This is a genomic window from Rheinheimera pacifica, assembly GCF_024809855.1.
In the GTDB taxonomy this organism is placed as follows: domain Bacteria; phylum Pseudomonadota; class Gammaproteobacteria; order Enterobacterales; family Alteromonadaceae; genus Alishewanella; species Alishewanella pacifica_A.
In genome coordinates this window covers 1-18249 of sequence record NZ_JANUEM010000005.1, presented here as the reverse complement: position 1 = coordinate 18249, position 18249 = coordinate 1, and the positions used below count along the sequence as shown (strand labels likewise).

Below are 18249 nucleotides of genomic sequence, written 5' to 3'. Positions count from 1 at the left end.
AAAGGACACAATATGCAGAGTTTTTCCCGTGTATCAGTAATAGGTTTGGGCTATATAGGTTTACCTACCGCCGCAGTTATCGCCTCCCGCGGGGTGGAAGTGCTTGGCGTTGATGTGTCAGAGCATGCGGTTAACACCATTAATCAGGGCAAAATTCATATTGTTGAACCTGATTTGGATATGCTGGTACAAGCTGCCGTTACCACCGGAAAATTAAAAGCGTCTTTAACGCCGGAACCGGCAGAAGCTTTTATGATAGCCGTGCCCACGCCGTTTAAAGAAAATAAAACCCCTGATTTAAGTTACATCAAGGCTGCGCTGGAAAATATTGCTCCGGTGATCGCTAAAGGTAACCTTATTGTGCTTGAATCGACCTCTCCGGTTGGTACTACCGATAAAATTTCAGCCTGGCTGGCTGAACTGCGTCCGGATCTGGTTATGCCGCATCAGGACCCTGACAAAGCCGATGTGTTTATTGCCCACTGCCCGGAGCGCGTATTGCCGGGTCGCGTTTTGCAAGAGCTGGTTAGCAATGACCGGATCATCGGCGGTATTACCGAGCGTTGTGCACAAAAAGCCGTTGCCCTGTATCACCTGTTTGTACGCGGCGAATGTTTATTAACTAACGCCCGCACAGCAGAAATGGCTAAGCTGACAGAAAACTCATTCCGCGATGTTAATATTGCCTTTGCCAATGAACTGTCGATGATTTGTGATCACTTAAAAATTAACGTTTGGGAATTGATCAAACTGGCTAACCGTCACCCAAGGGTTAATATTTTAACCCCGGGCCCGGGTGTAGGTGGCCACTGTATTGCCGTTGATCCATGGTTTATTGTTGACTCAGCACCAGAGCAGGCGCAGATTATCCGCAAGGCGCGTGAAATTAACGACAGCAAACCGCATTACGTGATTAATAAAATAAAGCAGGCCGCTGATCAGTTTAAAAAGCCGGTTATAGCTTGCTTAGGCTTAGCGTTTAAAGCCGATATTGACGACCTGCGTGAAAGCCCGGCGCTGGATATCGCAATGTCGTTATTAGAAGACAATATTGGCGAAATTTTGCTGGTAGAGCCTAATATTAAACAGCTACCGAAAAAATATGCTGACCACAATAGCCGGTTAACCTCTTTGCCACAGGCATTAGAACAAGCCAATATATTAGTGGTACTGGTCGACCATAAGCAGTTTAAAACCCTGCATCCGGTAGATGTAGCAACTAAAGTTGTTATTGATACCCGGGGCATTTTCGGTTAACGAAAACCATTTCACTACAAGGAGTGTAACCATGAAAAAAACTACCCTGCTCGCCAGCGCCGTTATGCTGGCGCTGCTTTCCGGTTGTGGCAGTAAAGATGCGACAGAGCATTATAGTGATGCACTGGGTTTTATTCAGAATAAACAATACAGTGCAGCTGTGATCGAGTTGAAATCAGCCGTACAACAGGAACCGGAGAATGCAGAGTACCGTTTGGCTCTTGGTTTACTCCAGTTACAGATTGGTGACAGCGTATCTGCTGAGAAAGAGCTGGCACGTGCACTGAGTTATGGCAGCGATAAAGATAAAGTCGCTTTACCTCTGGTTCGCAGCAGCTATCAGGCTGCTGATTATCAGGCAGTTCTGGCGCACTTTGCTGATGAGACACTGCCACCAGAACAGCAAACTTATATTGACGTATACCGTGCTCTGGCTCAGTTAGAGCTCGGCGATGCTGATGCTGCCATAGCACTTTTTGACCAACTGGCAACTCAAAACAACTTCAGCGACGCCGCAGTTTATGCTCAGGCGCATTTACTTATTGCCAACCGCAATAACGCCCAGGCACTTGAAATCATTAAACAGGTGCAGCCTGACAGCTTACTTTATGCCGAAGCATTATTTCTGCAAGGCAGAACCCAGTTGGCAGAAGAGCAGTATGCTGCTTCTATTGAAAGCATGCGCAACTATCTGACCATGGTACCCAATAACTTGCAAGCCCGTCTGATGCTGACACAAAACCTGGTCAGCACAGAGCAATTTGATTTAGCAGATAAAGAATTAGCCTTGCTATTAAAAGCTTTTCCAAACCAGCCGTTTACGAATTATCTAAAAGCGGTGCTGGAGTATGAGCGTGAAAACTACACTCTGGCCAAAGAGCATATTGAGAAAGCAATCAACAACGGCATGCGTAATACCAGCGCACGTGTTATTGCGGCGTTAGCATCACTGCATCTGGGGCTGGAAAGTCAGACATTAAACCACCTGAGTGCGATAGAAAGCCAACTGCCGCAATATCCGCCGTTACAAAATCTTTATGCCTCTTTGCAATTAAAGTCTGGTCAGCTTGATCAGGCACAAGCGATTCTGGCGAATCAGGATCCGCAGGCAATGGACTACAAATTACTTGCCGCAACCTCATTTCAACTCATTAAACAAGGTTCGGCTACTGCGGCGCAGGAGCTGATTGCCAAATATGAATTAAGTGAAAACAGTAAAGATGTCACATCAATGACAACTTTAGGGTTGTTAAAAATGGGCATTGATGGCCAGGAATCCAGCGGCTTAAGGGATCTTGAGCAGGCTTTGCAACTGGACCCAAACCATGATCAGACCCGTGTGGTGCTGGCTATCAGTTACCTCAGACAAAAAGAGTATGACAAAGCATCAGCCATAGTTGACGAATGGTTATCAGACGAAAAGCTGGCTGTTGTTGGCTACAATCTGAAAGCTTACGGCGCTATGCTGCAAAAGCAGTTTGCTGAAGCCGAAGTCTTTCTGCAACAAGCGCAGCAAGCTACTCCTGACCAGCCTTTTACTTTGCTATTGCAGGCCCTTGTTGCCGGCTCAAAGAGTGATTTTGTGCAAGCAAAGCAACTTCTGATCAGATCAATAGAGAAACATCCAACTTACCTGCCAGCCTTACAGCAATATTATGCGCTGAGTAAAGATGACGACAAAGGTGCTGACGCAATAAAACGGGCAAGTGCTATTTTAAAAGATAACCCCGCTAACAACGCGCTGCGGTTAACACTGGCCCGTATGCACTACCAGCAACAGGACTTTAAAAAAGCTATAGAGGTTATTGGTGATCCATCAGTAAATATGGTTAATGCCACCGCCGCTTACTGGCTGACATTAATAGACTCCCATGCTCAGCTTGGTAATCAGAAAGAGGTACTGGCATTAAGCGAGCGCTGGTACCAGCAAGAGCCGGAAAACCTGCGGGCTGCGTACTTCTATGCAACCAGCCTTAGCCTGGCTAAACGCCATGCCGAAGCAATTAAGGTTGCCGATAAGCTATTGATTAAACATCCGAAAAACCCAATGCTGCTGCGCAGTAAAATCATGGCGTTGTCTGAATCGAAAGACTATGCCAAAGCCTTAGATAGCTTTAAAAACCTGACAGACGCTGACGCTGCAACGGCTGAAATGCAGTTTTTAAAAGGCCGGATACTGTTCTTAAATGGCCAGATCCCACCAGCAGTTGCAGCTTTTAATCAAAGCTATCAGTTAGCCCCAACCGATCAGACAGCCATGTTTATTGCTGAAATTTATTCAAAAGACTACTCGCATCAGCGTGCGGTAGAGTTTTTAGACGGTCATTTCAGTAAAAACCCGGCCAGCGGCAATCTGAAACTGTTTTATGCTAACTTGCTGCTGGAATCTGATAAGAAAAAAGCCTTTGAACTTTATGACGAAATTTTGCAGGCATCCCCTGACAATTACATCATACTGAATAACTATGCCTGGATCCTGGCAGAGCAAAACCAGTTACCTGAAGCCAAACAACATATTGAGAAAGCGATAAAGCAGGCTCCAAAACATCCTGATGTATTAGACACCTACGGCAAAGTGCTGATGAAAATGGATAACCTGCCTGACGCAATAAAAGCCTTTGAGCAATCGCTGGCAATAAGACCGGATAATGATCTGGTTAAGCTAAATTATGCAGAAGCACTGGTGCGCTCTGACAATAAAAGCAAAGCTAAAACCATATTGGCCAATGTAAAAAGCCGCGATGCTGAAGTTGTTAAACGGGTTGAAGCCATTAATAGCATGTTGTGATAACACAGCTGTGCTGCAGCAACGCAGCACAGCTTCTCCCTTCCCTTCATACGATAGCTCTGCCACTGTCATGTAATTTTACAACCTTAGTTTTAAACTCCACCACCAAGCACATAACCCGCTAATAAATAACAATAAAAAAAGTTGGCACCAAAAGTGCTTATACATAAGTCGATTGCTTGAGGATAAGTCTGCAGGACAACCCAACAGACTTGTGTGGAAACTTCACTAAGGAAATGAAAATGAAAAAATTACTTGCAGGACTAGTTCTAGCTGGAGCAACGGCTTTTAACGCCAGCGCGTCAGTAATTACATTTGACGACAGCTCATTTGGCGGTACAGGTTCTACCATGTTCAACGAAATTGACTGGGATCCGGATCTGGCGAATGTTGAACAAACTGACACTAACGGCAATGGTTCAATTTTTGGTGGTCAGGACGATTTTATGGAGTTTGGCCAGACATTAATGGTTAACTTCAAACAAACAGGTATGCCAAACTTTTTACCATCAGCATACGAAGTATTTCTGGACTATGAATTTAATGGTACAGCAGAAGCCTTCCCTGATTTTGGCGGTTTAATACAGGTTTTATTTGCCGGTGGTTCTGCCACTTTATGGGCTGACACTACTGTAAACGGTGCTTATGATGCAGGTACCGCGACTGCTTTAGGTACTTTCTCTCTGGCAAGCGGCAGCTGTATGACTAGTGTTGCCGGTGTTGGTGCATGTGATATCACCATGAAATTTAACGCTAACCCAGGTTACTTCTACTACAACGGTAATGATATCGCTGGCAACAATGCTGTGTATTCACAACTGATTGTTACTGTGCAAAACATTATTGGTTTATCACCAAACTATAACGGCGTTCCAGGTTCTACCCAGGAATTCCAAATCCGTCACGATGGTAACCAAACCTTTACTGTACCAGAGCCAGCAAGCTTAGCCTTGTTAGGTTTAGGTCTGTTAGGTTTACGCCTGAACCGTCGTAACAAAGCCTGATTTATCAAGGCTAATTAGAAAGGGCATCTGATGATGCCCTTTTTTATTGTCTTTTATGCTGTGCCTGCTAACTAAGCGTTTTTTTGTTGTATCCCGGCTTTACTCTACCAATAATTGTTCCAGGCTAAACCGCAACGAGCGCGAAGCCGGTTGCTCGCTACGACCCAGTCGGCCAAAAAACACCTTGTTGGCAAATACCTGTGGCGGTAACAACGCAGCCAGTTTTTTGTCCATCGCGATAGCATTGTCAAAAGCCTGCTGGTTAGTAGTAAATTGCAGATTATCGCGCAAATAACCGGAAAAAATAACCGGTGTCTGCTCAGGCTGAAAACCTAATTTTAATCTGGCTGCAGTTAGCCAAAAACGCTGTAAAGCACTACCGGCTGCAACTTGCTGCTCTAATGTTAGTGGCGCCTCAGCAGTGCTATACAGCACAAAATGTGCGCTACAGCGTAATGCCGGTAATAAATCCAGCTGCAATCTGGGGGCAATGGTCCCCCCCATATACTTAGCCATAAACTCAAAGCGCTCCCAACTTGTCAGCGCCCATTTCATCAGTTTTGCCGTGGCTGCATCCACTCCCAGAGCCTGCTCAGGAATTTTATCTATGCTGAACCGCTTACCCCAATCAATGATTTTGCTATGTACATCATAGCCCTCTTTCATTATTAGCCGGGTGTAAGCATTACCATATAGCAACTTAGCAATAGTCCAGCGCTCTGCTGTACTTTCAAACCAGTGCACTGCAAAGCCAGGTGGTAAGGCCATTTCAAGCTGGCGCTTTTCTTCTGCGCTTAATGCAGTGGTTCCCATCGGCCGGCGTTGTACAGTTCGGGTTTCAATGTAAGGCGCCAGCACATCAGCCACAATAGTGTCATCCGGCACCAGCGCCACCTTGTATACCGGATGCTCTGGTGCTGAACGGTCAATATCAGTGATATCGAGGCGGTAACCACGTTCTGAGGCGGCAATACGGGCCGTTTCCAGCAAAGCACCATGTGCCATATTGCTGGCAAAGCCATTTAAATCGTACACTACATCGTGGCGGGTATCGTTACCCAGAATGTCGCAACTTAATGCTGATGTTGGCCGAAAACGCCAACATTGGGCATTGTCACCGCTCGGTGCCCAGCGGGCTTTATCTAATACATAACGTAGCGGGTCTTGCTCCGGTGCGGTTTTCGGTGCTATCTGCGCAGGCTGATTCAAAAAATACTTCCGCCCCAGATGAAGTGCCAGCCGGTTTATCGGATTGGCATTGCCAAAAGGCCGCCAGCTAACTTTATAGCTATTACGATAGGCGTCAAACTGCAAGCTTCTGGGCGCAGCAATAACTTTCCCACGATTGAGCATCAGCTTTAAGGCTTGTGTTGCGGCAACACCGGCACAAAGCTCGCAGGCCATTATAGTAGATGGCCCTTTACGCTCAGGTAAGTTAATACTCTCTGGCACCACTAAATAGGCGCTGTGTAATCTGGCTGGCGATAAGCCAACAAAAAAGCGCAAATACTGTTCATTTTCATCACAGCCATCAAGCAGAAAATACTGCTCAAATGTCATTTTGCCGGGCAAAAAATTCAGGTTAGCCACCCCCATTCCCAAAGGCGCAGCGGTTACAGCAGGAATACCCGCATCATAGGCTTTTCTGAACATCAGGCTTCTGATTTTTAGCGCAAAAAAATCAAGGCCATCAATATAAACATCAACATCCTGTAAAAAAGCATCAATATTGTCTTCAGTCACACCGTCTGCGAAAGTAGTAATGTCCAGATCCGGGTTAATATCCAGCGCCATTGCCACCAGCGTATCGAGCTTTTTCTGGCCAACAGAGGATAACCTGGCGCCAGCCTGGCGATTAAAGTTTTCAATATCGAAACTGTCAAAATCTGCCAGATGAAACCGGCCCACCCCAAGCCGGGCCAGCGTTAGTAAATGTGCTCCCCCAACCCCTCCCATACCGGCAATTGCCACACGCTTGCTGGCCAGCAGTTGCTGCTCTGCTAAAGTAAGCCAGCCAATATTGCGCGAAAATGCTTTGTAATAGTCAAAGTCGGCTGAAATCATGCGATTATTCCTTCTTGCCGGATTAAATAAGGATAAAGCCTCAATTGCGGAGCTAACTGGCTTTTGAGCATGTCAAACAGCTGTAGAATTTCCGGATTAAGTGCTGAAATGTACTTATGCTCAGGAAGGTAAAACAATGCACGGGTACCGTGATAATCCATTTCATCGCCAATTTGCTCAAACGCCAGCCCCAGCCGCTCAAGGCGTTTCTTTAGCCTGGGTTCTACCACAACGAACATTGCCTTGTGATGACACATTTGCACCAGTGCTATAACGCTCAGATACAAGCCTATGGCAATATTAGGAAAATTCCTGCGTTCTTCTTCTGAAAATACATCTTTTTCCAGATTAATCTCATTAATCACATAAGGCGTATTTTTTTCACCTAAACGGCGGCGGAATGCCTCTGGCACAGCAAGCCGGGAAATTTCACTGAATGATCCGCGTTCAAACTTAGACAGGTCAATTAAATCGGCTCTGACTGAAGATAAACAGTGCTGTTCAAACGGCAGCTGACACGATGGATTCTGTGCCGGAGGAATCACCAGCCTGGCGGTGCCGGCATACTGGCCCGTTCTTTTATGCACCAACAGCAAAGCAAAAGAGTAGTCGTCACACTCATCTGTTTCCATACCATTTTCACGCAACGGCTCCCAGCCCAGTTCTTCGCAGTAAACTGAGTGTCTGATCTTAAAAGACTCTTCCCGTAACGCTGTTGAAGCAGCAAACTTAATTTCAAAATACTGCCTAAAGTTGTCGGCCAGGCTAACACAATCCATGATGATATCCAGTTAATACATTAGATTCAGTAAATATAGTAGCCACTCTTTGTTTGTTTTACATAGTAAAATTATCTAACAATGCAAATTTGATATGTCTCGCCATTCAGAATCACATTACGTTCACAATAATATTAACTAACCGTATGTTTGGCCGCCAGTTGCTGTAGCGATACACCAGTAACCCGGTTTATCCGCCAATCATGCAGCATAGTGGCCCCCTGCGCCTGGTAAAAATCTATCGCTGGCTGATTCCAATCTAATACCGACCACTCAAGACGGCCACAGTCACGCTCAACAGCAAGTTTAGCCAGATAACTCAGCAGTACCCGGCCCAAACCTTTACCCCGGTACTCGGGCAGTACAAACAGATCTTCCAGATAAATACCTGGTTTAGCTAAAAATGTTGAATAATTATGAAAGAACAATGCAAAACCTGCAGCCTTGCTATCATATTCTGCAATAACTACCTCAGCATAAGCTTTGTGACCAAATAAAGTCTGTTGTAGTTTTTCTTCAGTAGCGACAACCTGATCTGACAGCCTTTCATATTCTGCCAGCCCTTGAATAAAAGTTAATATAATAGGAACATCTTGCGGTGTGGCTAAACGTAAATGAATTTTATCAGACATAACAGCTCCTTAAAGCAATAAAAAAACGCCGACACAGCTTCAGGCTCTGTCGGCGTTTTAGTGTAGCAAGTTGTTTAGACGGCGTCAGCTGAGGTTAAAGCCCGGCTTTCCAACTCACCGGCCTTAAAGCTATCCACACTGATGGCACTAAACCGCAGAGCGTTCATTTTTAATAGCTGTTTCGATTCCGTGTCGCTGATCACTTCCGCCAGCAAGGCCTGCTCAATAGTTTGCTCCAAAGGTTGTTTACGTGGCAGCTTACCGTCACGCTGGGCCTGATAAATTTTCTTCATTACAGGTTGCGCTTCATACATGGCAACAAAAGCACTTTCCATTAAGCCCGTTGCATCGTCTTCTCCCTCGCCGATGTAGCACAGATGAGTTAAACGATCCCGCACCACACCAGGTTTGGACATTGCTTCACAGATCTGAATTGCGGTCTCGTCATCAGGCATTTTGTAACCGATACCAAACGGGAATACCAGTATGCGTAATACCCCGGCAACAAAACGGTTGGGAAAGTTGGCAAAAAAGCCATCAAAAGCCCGGCCGATTTCAAACAGCGCCCGCTGTAGGCTGTAATGTACAAATGGCAGATCACATTGCTGGCGACCATTGTCTTCATAAAATTTCAACACAGCTGAAGCAATATACAGCTGGCTTAATACATCACCTAAGCGCGCTGAGAGCATTTCGCGGCGTTTTAACTCACCACCCAAGATCAACATCGAAAAATCGGCACTTAATGCCAGGCCACGGCTCATGCGGCTTAACTGTCTATAGTATTTGGCGGTTTCACCAGATACCGGTGCAGTGTTAAATGCACCTGCCGTCAGCCCCTGCCACAGAGCACCAAAGGTATTACCAATGGCAAAACCAACATGCTTTAGCAACAGGTTATCAAATTGCTTTAAACCTTGCTCTGCATCCGGGTTTGCTGCTGCTTCCAGCTCAGCCAGTACATAAGGGTGACAACGCGTTGCGCCCTGCCCGAAAATCATCAGGTTGCGGGTCAGAATATTCGCACCCTCTACCGTGATGGAAATCGGAATGCCCATGTAACCATGAGCCAGGTAGTTTTTAGGGCCTATCTGAATAGCACGGCCGGCATGAATGTCAAAGGCATCATTCATCAGGGTACGTGACATCTCTGTCATATGATACTTGGCGATGGCAGTTACCACGCTTGGGCTTAAGTTCATATCAATAGCACCGGCAGTCATCACCCGCATCGCCTCAAGGCTGTAAGTAAAACCGCCGATACGGGCAAGAGACTCCTGCACACCTTCAAACTTACCAATTGATAAGCCAAACTGTTGGCGCACATAGCCATAAGCCCCGGTCATTCGCGCGGCCAGGTGCCCGGTAGCAGTAGCTAATGCAGGCAGGCTGATACCCCGCCCTGCAGATAAACACTCTACTAGCATCCGCCAGCCACGGCCGGCGTAATCTGGCCCGCCGATAATCCACTCCAGCGGAATAAACACATCTTTACCGTAAGTAGTACCGTTCATAAATGCCATATTCATCGGGAAATGGCGATCGCCGATTTCAACACCTTTATGGCTGGTAGGAATAAGGGCACAGGTAATACCCAGATCTTCCTTGTTACCTATTAAGTTATCCGGATCATACAGCTTAAAGGCCAAGCCCAGTACTGTTGCCACCGGCGCCAATGTAATATAACGTTTATCCCAGTTCAGACGAATACCAACGACTTCTTTACCTTCAAACTCCCCTTTGCACACCACGCCGGTGTCTGGAATGCCACCCGCGTCAGAGCCTGCCTCAGGCCCAGTCAGGGCAAAACAGGGAACATCGGTACCATTGGCTAAAGCGGGTAACCAGAAGTCTTTCTGCTGCTGCGTACCGTAGTGCATGAGCAGCTCGCCGGGGCCTAAAGAATTAGGCACCATTACCGTTACAGCGGCAGTTAAACTGCGGGTAGCAATGCGCGATACTATGGTTGAGTTTGCAATGGCTGAAAACTCGCGGCCACCATAAGATTTAGGAATAATCATCGCGAAGAAACCTTCACGTTTTAAGAAATCCCATACCTCGGCAGGCAAATCACGTTGTTCCTGCACAATTTTGTAGTCATCGAGCATTTTCAGCAGGGTTTCTACCTGATTGTCCATAAAGGCCTGTTCATCAGTATTGAGCTCAGCTTTAGGAAAACTATGCAGTTTTTGCCAGTCAGGCTTACCCTGAAACAGATCACCATCCCACCATACATCGCCAGCCTCCATCGCTTCGCGTTCGGTATCTGACAGTGGCGGCAGAATTCTTTTAAACATGGCAAAGACAGGTTTGGTAATTAAATTACGGCGAATATCTGCAACGCCGAAGATAATTGCCAAGGTGACAATCAATATTAATAAAATCAACATATTATATTCCTTTGATCGCCAACGCAGGCGCGGTATGACTTAATTGAGTAACAGTAGTAACAGGCGCAGCAATAGCTGCAGATAAGTATGGCAGTAAGCGTAAAATTACGCCTTCAATATCAACCTTTTCATTAAAGTCTGCTTCTGCTATTTCAGCCAGAGCTTCATTAGAGGCCATAGTAAATACCACAGTACCCAGTGAAAAATGCAGCCGCCAGAACAGCTCGCTGGGTGGCAGATCCGGGCAGGCTTGTTGCACTAACAACACCAGCTTATCCAGTACCCGGCCATAATTATGGTTAAAAAACCAGCGCAAATGTCCCTGCACGTCGGTATAACCCCGGCCCAGCAGTTGTAAAAAAATTCGGGCACCGTTCTGATGTACTTTGTTTAACTCCAGTAGTGGCTTTACAAAAACCGACAATACCTGGCTTAAGCTGTTTGGCTGTTGCAGAGCAAGCAAACGGGTAAATTCCTGATCCAGGCGTGGCATTAGCACTACCAGATAACGTTGCAGCACTGCCTGAATAAGTTCTTTTTTTGAGCCAAAATGATAATTAACCGAGGCTAAATTAACCTCAGCCATGCTGGTTATTTGCCGCAGGGAAGTATCGGTAAAGCCGGTTTCGGCAAATAATGTTTGTGCCGCATCAAGAATTTTATGTTGGGTGCTGTGCTTAACTGACATAACTCCACCAATATTTAAACGCATGTTTGAAATGTACGTTTGAATTTAAATACTGTCAAGCGGCAAATCAACAACTGGTCTAACCTGACGAGTTTAACCAACTTTTTTGTTTTACATGATTGGTATTATGCTGTTTGAAACTTAAACTAGTGGCTTGCCCTTATTTGTGTTGCCGGAGTTTTGGTTGTCTGTTCTGAAAATAAAACCTGAAGCGTTAAAACTGGGTTATGCCATTAAGCTGCCTGCTGGTTGGCTAAAACACCCATTCCTGTCCGGTAATATGATCATAGAAAATAGCCAGCAGCTACAAATTATCCGCTCGCTCAACCTGGATTATGTGTTTTTTTATCCGGGTAAGAGCAAAAAAATGACACAACCGGAAGAATTAAATGATGATGATATGGCCAGTTTTAATATGGCCGCCAGCGAAGCTCAGCTGAAAATGCAGCAGGAGAAAATGCAGCGTATTGAGCAAGCAAAAGCACACCGGCGTGATTTACAGCGAACCGAAAAAGCTTTTGCTCAGTCGTTGTTGCAGGTAAAAAACCTGATGAGCAAAATTACCAGCCGCCCGCTCAATGCTATAGACGAAGCAAGCGGCCTGATTAACGCTATGACAGATATTCTGCTCGGCGCCGACTCACTGGTACTGCATTTAATTTCCGGCGCGGCTAAAGAGCAGGAAGGCCTGTATTATCACTCATTAAATGTGGCTACGTTGTCGATGATGCTGGCAAAAAGCCTTAATTTACCAGCAGCACAAATTAAAACTGTCGGCATTGGCGCTCTATTCCATGATATTGGCAAAATTAAAATACCCAGCCAGATTTTACGCAAAACCACAGAGCTGACAGCACCAGAACAAAACCTGCTGAAACTACATACTAAATATGGTGTAGAGTTAACAGCTTTAACCGATACCTTTCCGCTGGAAGCCTGGCCCATTATTGAGCAACACCACGAGTATATTGATGGCAGTGGCTATCCTAATGCTTTGAAAGAGCCACAAATTGATGCATTAGCTAAAATTGTGGCGGTGGTCAATACATTTGACAACTTGTGCCACCCGCTGGACATCAGCAAATCACGCTCGCCACACCATGCACTGTCGTATATGTACCGTAGTATGAAAGGCAAACTGCCGGATCGCGAGATGAAAGTGATGATTAAAATGATGGGCATTTACCCGCCCGGCACCATTGTTTTATTGTCAGATCAACGGCTGGGTATTGTTATGTCGGTCAATAGTGAGAGCCTGCTGTGCCCGAATGTGCTGGTATATGATGCCGATGTACCAAGACTGGAAGCGCCGATCCTGACATTAGAGCCGGATAAACTCAGCATCAGCAAGGTCATTAAAATTCAGTCGCTCCCGCAACATGTTGCAGAATACTTAAACCCAAGAGCTCAGGTCAGTTACCATATTCAGGGCAAACCCTGATGCAAAAGGCCGGTAAAATACCGGCCTTGGTTTTATTACTTCAGATGCCTGTCAAAAAACTGCGTAATGCTTTTATGCAGATGCGTTTGCACCGGCTGACCAAACATCGAATGTTTACTGCCAGGGTAATTAATCATATCAAACAGTAAACCCTTATCCTGTAGCTGCTTATACAGCTTGGTGCTGTGAGTAAACAATACATTGTCATCAGCCATGCCGTGATAAATCAGCAAATTACCTTTTAAGCCATCGGTATAAGGAAACACCGCACTGTCGGTATAGCCCTGAGCATTTTGTGCAGGGTGGCCTAAGTAGCGCTCAGTATAATGGGTATCGTACAGCGCCCAATCAGTAACCGGTGCACCGGACACACCGGCAGTGAAGTAATCACCGGCTTTAAACATTGCCATTATTGCCATATAACCACCATAGCTGTGGCCATAAATAGCAATCTTATCGGCAGCAACATAGGGCAAGCTGCGCAGGTATTCTACACCGCGGATTTGGTCATTTAACTCTACTTCACCCAGCTTTAGGTAAATGGGATCTTCAAAGGCTTTACCACGGTTATAAGAGCCGCGGTTGTCAAGCTGAAATACCAGATAGCCCTGCTGTACCAGATAATGCAGATATAAGTCGCGCGGGCTCCAGCTATTGGTAACACGCTGGGCATGCGGGCCGCCGTAAACACTGACAATCACCGGGTATTTTTTGTCCTGCTGTAGTGTTTTTGGTGCAAACAAACGGTAGTGCATCGTCTGGCCATCTTCAGCCTCTAAGGTGCCAAAACGCGGCGCTGTCAGTTCAGCGTGGTACGGCGTAAGTGCATGGCTGCTGTTCAGCTCGTTTTGTTCCAGCCAGGTAAGCACCTTGCCATCCAAGCCGCGCAGTGCCACTTTAGTTGGCGTACTGACATTAGAAAAGCTGTCGATAAAACTGCTGCCATCTTTAGCCATTACCAGAGCATGGTCAAAGCCGGCTTCGGTTAAACACCTGATATTGCCATCTTTTAAACTAACCTGATACAGATGACGCTCCAGCGGTGTATCTTTACGGCCGGTAAAATATACCATGCCCTGCTTTTCGTTTACCGCATCCAGCTCATCTACTACCCAGTTACCGCTGGTTAGCTGACGTTGCAACTTGCCGTTAAAATCAAAGTGGTACAGGTGTTTGTAACCATCCCGCTCAGAGGCCCAGATAAAGCCCCGTTCGTTATCCAGAAAATGTAAATCATCATGCAGGTTCAGCCAGGTATTGCTGTTTTCGCTCAGCAATACTTTTTGCTGATTATTGCTCAAATCAACCAGGCGTAGCTCTAACTGCTGTTGATTGCGGCTTTGCCACTGGTAACTTAAATAGCGGGCGTTTTTGGTCCACTCTACCCGTGGGATATAAATATCTTCGTTCTCACCATGTGGCAGCCAGTTAATACTACCGTCTTTAAGCGTTACTACACCAAGCTGAATTTTGGCATTGGCAGTGCCGGTATACGGATAGCGCTGGTTAAACAACTTAATTTCGTCGGCATAAATCTCGTTACGCACGACTTCCGCTACACCGCTTTCGTCGGTACGGGTAAAGGCAATTTTACTATCATCCGGTGCCCACCAATAGCCTGTCATACGGCCCATTTCTTCCTGAGCAACAAATTCTGCCATACCGTTTTTAACATCACCGCCGCCATCAGTCGTCAGCTGTGTTTCTTTACCGTTGGCAATGTCCAGCACAAACAGGTTCTGCCCACGGATAAAGGCCACGTAGCGCCCGGTAGGTGAAATAGTAGCGTCAGTTTCAAACTCGCTGGTATCAGTGAGTTTTTTTGCCGTTTTGTTGCTAAGTTGGTAGTAGTACAAATCACCGTTGAGCGGAAATAACAGCGCATCACTGTTTTTCGCCCAACTGTAACTGATAATACCTGAGGCGAATAACCGCATGCGCTCACGGCGGGCTTTTTCTTCATCAGATAAGGTTTCAGCACCGCTGATTAAGCTGTCGGCGTCAACCAACAGGCTGTGCTTGCCTTCTTTAATATGATACTGCCATAAATCCAGGCGGTTAGCGTCCTCTGCCTTGCCTTTAAGGTAGGTTACCCGACTGCCATCCGGTGCCATGCTCAACGAGCGTGGTGTGGCGCCGCTTAATGCCGGATCAGCAAATAAACGCTCTAACTCCAGTTGCTTCGCATTAAGCATGTTGCTGCCTCCGAATAGTAAACACAGTGCCAGTACAAAACGTGGTAATTTAACGTGCATTATTGTCCCTGCGACTTTGATTGAATTTTGCTTGCCGTTTGTATAATGCTTCAGGCTAAACTGCAAGAAAAAGCCGCTTGCGTTATGCCTGGCTGCGATAAAAAGAGGACCTGACAAATGAAACTGACCGAAGTTACCCACCCGCTGGTAAAGCATAAAATTGGTTTACTGCGTGCCGCTGATATTAGTACCAAGCAATTTCGCCAACTGGCTGCTGAACTGGGTAGCCTGCTAACCTACGAAGCCACTAAAGATTTAGCAACCGAAACCGTTACTATCGACAGTTGGAGTGGCCCGGTACAAATTGAGCAAATCCAGGGCAAAAAAGTCACTATAGTGCCGATACTGCGCGCCGGACTGGGAATGCTTGATGGCGTACTGGAACTGCTACCCAGTGCCCGTATCAGTGTTGTGGGCATTTACCGTGATGAGCAAACCCTGCAACCGGTACCGTATTTTCAAAAACTGGCATCAGACCTCGATCAACGACTGGCAATAGTGGTCGATCCTATGCTGGCTACCGGTGGCTCATTGATCGCGACCATTGATTTGCTAAAACAGCACGGCGCCAATCATATCAAAGCCCTGGTGCTGGTAGCCGCCCCGGAAGGCATTACGGCACTGCGCCAGGCACATCCAGATGTTGAGCTGTATACCGCCGCAGTTGACCGTTGCCTGAACGAGCAAGGCTATATTCTGCCAGGCCTGGGTGACGCGGGTGATAAACTGTTTGGCACTAAATAAGGATAACACAGTGCAGTTAATTCCCTGGTCTTATCATACCCGTCAAGGCTTTACCCTGCGCGGCTATCGCAGCAAAGCCAGCGGTAAGCCAGTGCTGCATATGCTGCATGGCAATGGCTTTTGCAGCCGGATGTACCAACCTATGCTGCAATTACTGGCAGCAGACTATGACTTGTTTTTATCAGATGCTCAGGGCCACGGCGACAGTGATCACGGCGGCACTTTTGTTGGCTGGAATAACAGCGCAACATTAGCAGCCGAAGCCTGGCTGGCGCACAAAAACAACTATCCGAATGTACCGGTATATGGCGTTGGCCATAGCTTTGGTGGCATTTTAACCGCACTAATACACACCTCTGCCTACAGCCCCTTTACCAGTGCTATCTTGCTTGATCCGGTGCTATTTACTCCCGGTATGCTAACCGTAATGAGCACATTAAACGGTGTACGGCTGTACCATAAAAACCCGCTGGCTAAAGCAGCACTGCGACGGCGCCAGCACTGGCCAGATAAAGACGCCGCACTACATTACCTGAATAATAGAGGCATGTTCGCCAACTGGCACCCCGATGCACTGGCAGCCTATATCAACCATGCGCTAAAACCGTCAGAGCATGGCCTGAGCTTAAAATGTTTACCGCAACGCGAAGCCGAGATTTTTGCATCTTACCCGCATAAACTCTGGCAACAACTGGCACAGCCATGCCCACCGGTTCATGTCATTTATGGTGATAAAAGTTATGACTTTATTGGCAAATCACTACGTAAATGGCAAAAACGTAATGCAGCGGTCAGTGTTGAGCAAGTCAGCGGCGGCCACTGCTTTATGCAGGAAGATCCGCAGTCGGCAGCACAGTATATTCAGCTTGCGGTTAAAGAACTGAATTGCCGGTTGAAATAGCTGTTAATGCGCAGCCCGAATTCCGTTATAATGGCGAAAATATTAACCTGGAACCCCAGATGAAAAAGCGCTTATTAGTTACCGCACTGCTACTGTCTGCCTGTAGCCATTTACCGTCTGAGCGACCTGCAGACACAACTACTCTTAATGTGCCACCACAGCCTGCCGCAGTGTCTGAGCCTGAAGAGATAGTAATAGAAAATTCTGACACGGCAGAATCTGTCGCCACCGATTTTGAACATATCTTTGTTGATAGCGATATGACATTCAGCGGCACTCTGCCCTGTGCCGACTGCCCGGGTATCAGCTATCATATTAACCTGTACCGTGATGGCCGTTTTGAAGCGCGCCAGGAGTATCTGGAGCGTAATCAGGTTAATCTGGTAAAAGGGATCTGGTTACTGGAGAACCGCAGCTTGCATCTGGTTAATCAGCAGCAAACTCTGCCCGCCTTTCATTTTTTATCTAACCGCCAATTAACGATGCTGGATTTAAGCGGCAAACCCATCAGCAATAATCAACAGTATCAGTTACAACGCGCTACCGAGTTTAAAAAACTTGATACCCGCCAGGCGATGCTTGGCTTGTATATGCTGAGCAATAATCAGGCAACCTTTACCAGTTGCCGCAGTGGCGACAACTTAAATGTGGCTAATACCCAGCATCACTTGCCGGTAATGCGCCAGTATCAACAAGACGCCCGTTTTAATGGCAATGCCGTTATTGCTACTCTAGTTGGCCGCCGAGGCCAGGACGAGCAAACCAATACTCTGTTTATTGATAAGTTTGAACAATTCTGGCCGGGAGCAACCTGCCCCGATCAAATCCAACCTGGCAAAATGCAGGGTATTGTCTGGCGCGCAGAAAAGCTAACCGAGCGTTATGTGCCGCAGCAACTAAATGTCAGAGTGATTTTTGATCAGAATGACCGTTTATATGGTTTTGCCGGCTGTAATAACTTTAACGGCAACTACAAGCAGCGCTCTAATCAGTTAACCGTGCAACCATTGGTAAGTACGCGGAAGTTCTGCGCTGAAAGCAGCGAGCTGGAGCAACAATTTACCCAGTCACTGCAATCGGCTGACCGCGCAGAAGTAAATGGCGATAAATTACAGCTGTTTAAAAATAATCAGCTTATTTTGCAATTCAAGCCTGCGGTTAACTAACCGCAGCAGCAATCGCACGACTTCTTCAATAGATCCTGCCAGTGACTAGTCCTGAAGTAAGTTGACACTTATTTCAGTTTAAAACGCCCGGTGAACTTCATCGGGCGTTTTGTATTTTAAGGCCAGATGAGGCCTTTTCT

Annotated in this window: 12 protein-coding genes and 1 pseudogene; 7 read left to right on the top strand and 6 right to left on the bottom strand. The window is 46.5% G+C overall.

The window, feature by feature from the left end; genetic code table 11:
* Nucleotides 1–12: 12 nt before the first annotated feature.
* The 3 genes from wecC (at nt 13) to pepA (ending at nt 5049) form a co-directional block, all read left to right on the top strand.
* The gene (gene wecC / locus M2404_RS08695) at nt 13–1257 is read left to right on the top strand and encodes a UDP-N-acetyl-D-mannosamine dehydrogenase (RefSeq protein WP_259239337.1); all 1245 of its coding nucleotides are present in this window, start codon (nt 13–15) and stop codon (nt 1255–1257) included.
* 31 nt (nt 1258–1288) lie between these two features.
* Nucleotides 1289–4045 carry an XrtA/PEP-CTERM system TPR-repeat protein PrsT gene (gene prsT / locus M2404_RS08690; protein ID WP_259239336.1) on the top strand — a complete coding sequence of 919 codons (2757 nt, stop codon included), beginning with the start codon at nt 1289–1291 and terminating at the stop codon, nt 4043–4045.
* A gap of 242 nt (nt 4046–4287) precedes the next feature.
* Entirely contained in the window at nt 4288–5049 is a 762-nt protein-coding gene (pepA, locus tag M2404_RS08685; protein WP_259239335.1) for a flocculation-associated PEP-CTERM protein PepA, read from the top strand.
* Nucleotides 5050–6237: 1188 nt separating this feature from the next.
* On the opposite strand, the pseudogene M2404_RS20330 reads toward pepA, so the two are convergent.
* The 5 genes and pseudogenes from M2404_RS20330 to psrA all read right to left on the bottom strand — a co-directional run.
* A pseudogene (locus tag M2404_RS20330) lies at nt 6238–7113 on the bottom strand (ThiF family adenylyltransferase); the annotation flags it as partial.
* Nucleotides 7110–7892 (bottom strand): PEP-CTERM/exosortase system-associated acyltransferase, encoded by a 783-nt coding sequence (locus M2404_RS08675; RefSeq protein ID WP_259239333.1) that lies wholly within the window; start codon nt 7890–7892, stop codon nt 7110–7112. The gene M2404_RS08675 and the pseudogene M2404_RS20330, both read right to left, overlap by 4 nt.
* Nucleotides 7893–8026: 134 nt before the next feature.
* Complete coding sequence (locus M2404_RS08670; protein WP_259239332.1) at nt 8027–8524, bottom strand: GNAT family N-acetyltransferase; 498 nt, start codon at nt 8522–8524, stop codon at nt 8027–8029.
* A 74-nt stretch (nt 8525–8598) separates the two neighbouring features.
* Nucleotides 8599–10914 carry an acyl-CoA dehydrogenase gene (locus M2404_RS08665; protein WP_259239331.1) on the bottom strand — a complete coding sequence of 772 codons (2316 nt, stop codon included), beginning with the start codon at nt 10912–10914 and terminating at the stop codon, nt 8599–8601.
* A gap of 1 nt (nt 10915) precedes the next feature.
* Nucleotides 10916–11602, bottom strand: a complete 687-nt coding sequence (gene psrA / locus M2404_RS08660) for a TetR family transcriptional repressor PsrA (protein WP_259239330.1) — start codon at nt 11600–11602, stop codon at nt 10916–10918.
* Nucleotides 11603–11786: 184 nt separating this feature from the next.
* On the opposite strand from psrA, the gene M2404_RS08655 reads away from it, so the two are divergent.
* Nucleotides 11787–13043 carry a cyclic di-GMP phosphodiesterase gene (locus M2404_RS08655; RefSeq protein ID WP_259239329.1) on the top strand — a complete coding sequence of 419 codons (1257 nt, stop codon included), beginning with the start codon at nt 11787–11789 and terminating at the stop codon, nt 13041–13043.
* Nucleotides 13044–13078: 35 nt separating this feature from the next.
* Here M2404_RS08655 and M2404_RS08650 read toward each other — a convergent pair whose 3' ends face one another.
* Nucleotides 13079–15298 (bottom strand): S9 family peptidase, encoded by a 2220-nt coding sequence (locus M2404_RS08650; RefSeq protein WP_259239328.1) that lies wholly within the window; start codon nt 15296–15298, stop codon nt 13079–13081.
* 117 nt (nt 15299–15415) lie between these two features.
* On the opposite strand from M2404_RS08650, the gene upp reads away from it, so the two are divergent.
* Genes upp through M2404_RS08635 form a run of 3 tightly spaced genes read left to right on the top strand, consistent with a single transcriptional unit; the run spans nt 15416 to nt 18109 of the window.
* Nucleotides 15416–16042, top strand: a complete 627-nt coding sequence (gene upp, locus M2404_RS08645; RefSeq protein WP_259239327.1) for a uracil phosphoribosyltransferase — start codon at nt 15416–15418, stop codon at nt 16040–16042.
* A gap of 10 nt (nt 16043–16052) precedes the next feature.
* On the top strand, nt 16053–16943 hold the full coding sequence (locus tag M2404_RS08640; RefSeq protein WP_259239326.1) for an alpha/beta fold hydrolase: 891 nt from the start codon (nt 16053–16055) through the stop codon (nt 16941–16943).
* Nucleotides 16944–17002: 59 nt separating this feature from the next.
* Entirely contained in the window at nt 17003–18109 is a 1107-nt protein-coding gene (locus M2404_RS08635; protein WP_259239325.1) for an META domain-containing protein, read from the top strand.
* Nucleotides 18110–18249: the final 140 nt, after the last annotated feature.

Excerpts from the sequence above, each read along its gene's own strand:
- M2404_RS08665 (WP_259239331.1), bottom strand. The coding sequence starts at position 10,914 with ATGTTGATTTTATTAATATTGATTGTCACCTTGGCAATTATCTTCGGC.
- upp (WP_259239327.1), top strand. The coding sequence starts at position 15,416 with ATGAAACTGACCGAAGTTACCCACCCGCTGGTAAAGCATAAAATTGGT.
- prsT (WP_259239336.1), top strand. The coding sequence starts at position 1,289 with ATGAAAAAAACTACCCTGCTCGCCAGCGCCGTTATGCTGGCGCTGCTT.
- M2404_RS08635 (WP_259239325.1), top strand. The coding sequence starts at position 17,003 with ATGAAAAAGCGCTTATTAGTTACCGCACTGCTACTGTCTGCCTGTAGC.
- M2404_RS08670 (WP_259239332.1), bottom strand. The coding sequence starts at position 8,524 with ATGTCTGATAAAATTCATTTACGTTTAGCCACACCGCAAGATGTTCCT.
- M2404_RS08675 (WP_259239333.1), bottom strand. The coding sequence starts at position 7,892 with ATGGATTGTGTTAGCCTGGCCGACAACTTTAGGCAGTATTTTGAAATT.
- wecC (WP_259239337.1), top strand. The coding sequence starts at position 13 with ATGCAGAGTTTTTCCCGTGTATCAGTAATAGGTTTGGGCTATATAGGT.
- M2404_RS08650 (WP_259239328.1), bottom strand. The coding sequence starts at position 15,298 with ATGCACGTTAAATTACCACGTTTTGTACTGGCACTGTGTTTACTATTC.
- psrA (WP_259239330.1), bottom strand. The coding sequence starts at position 11,602 with ATGTCAGTTAAGCACAGCACCCAACATAAAATTCTTGATGCGGCACAA.
- pepA (WP_259239335.1), top strand. The coding sequence starts at position 4,288 with ATGAAAAAATTACTTGCAGGACTAGTTCTAGCTGGAGCAACGGCTTTT.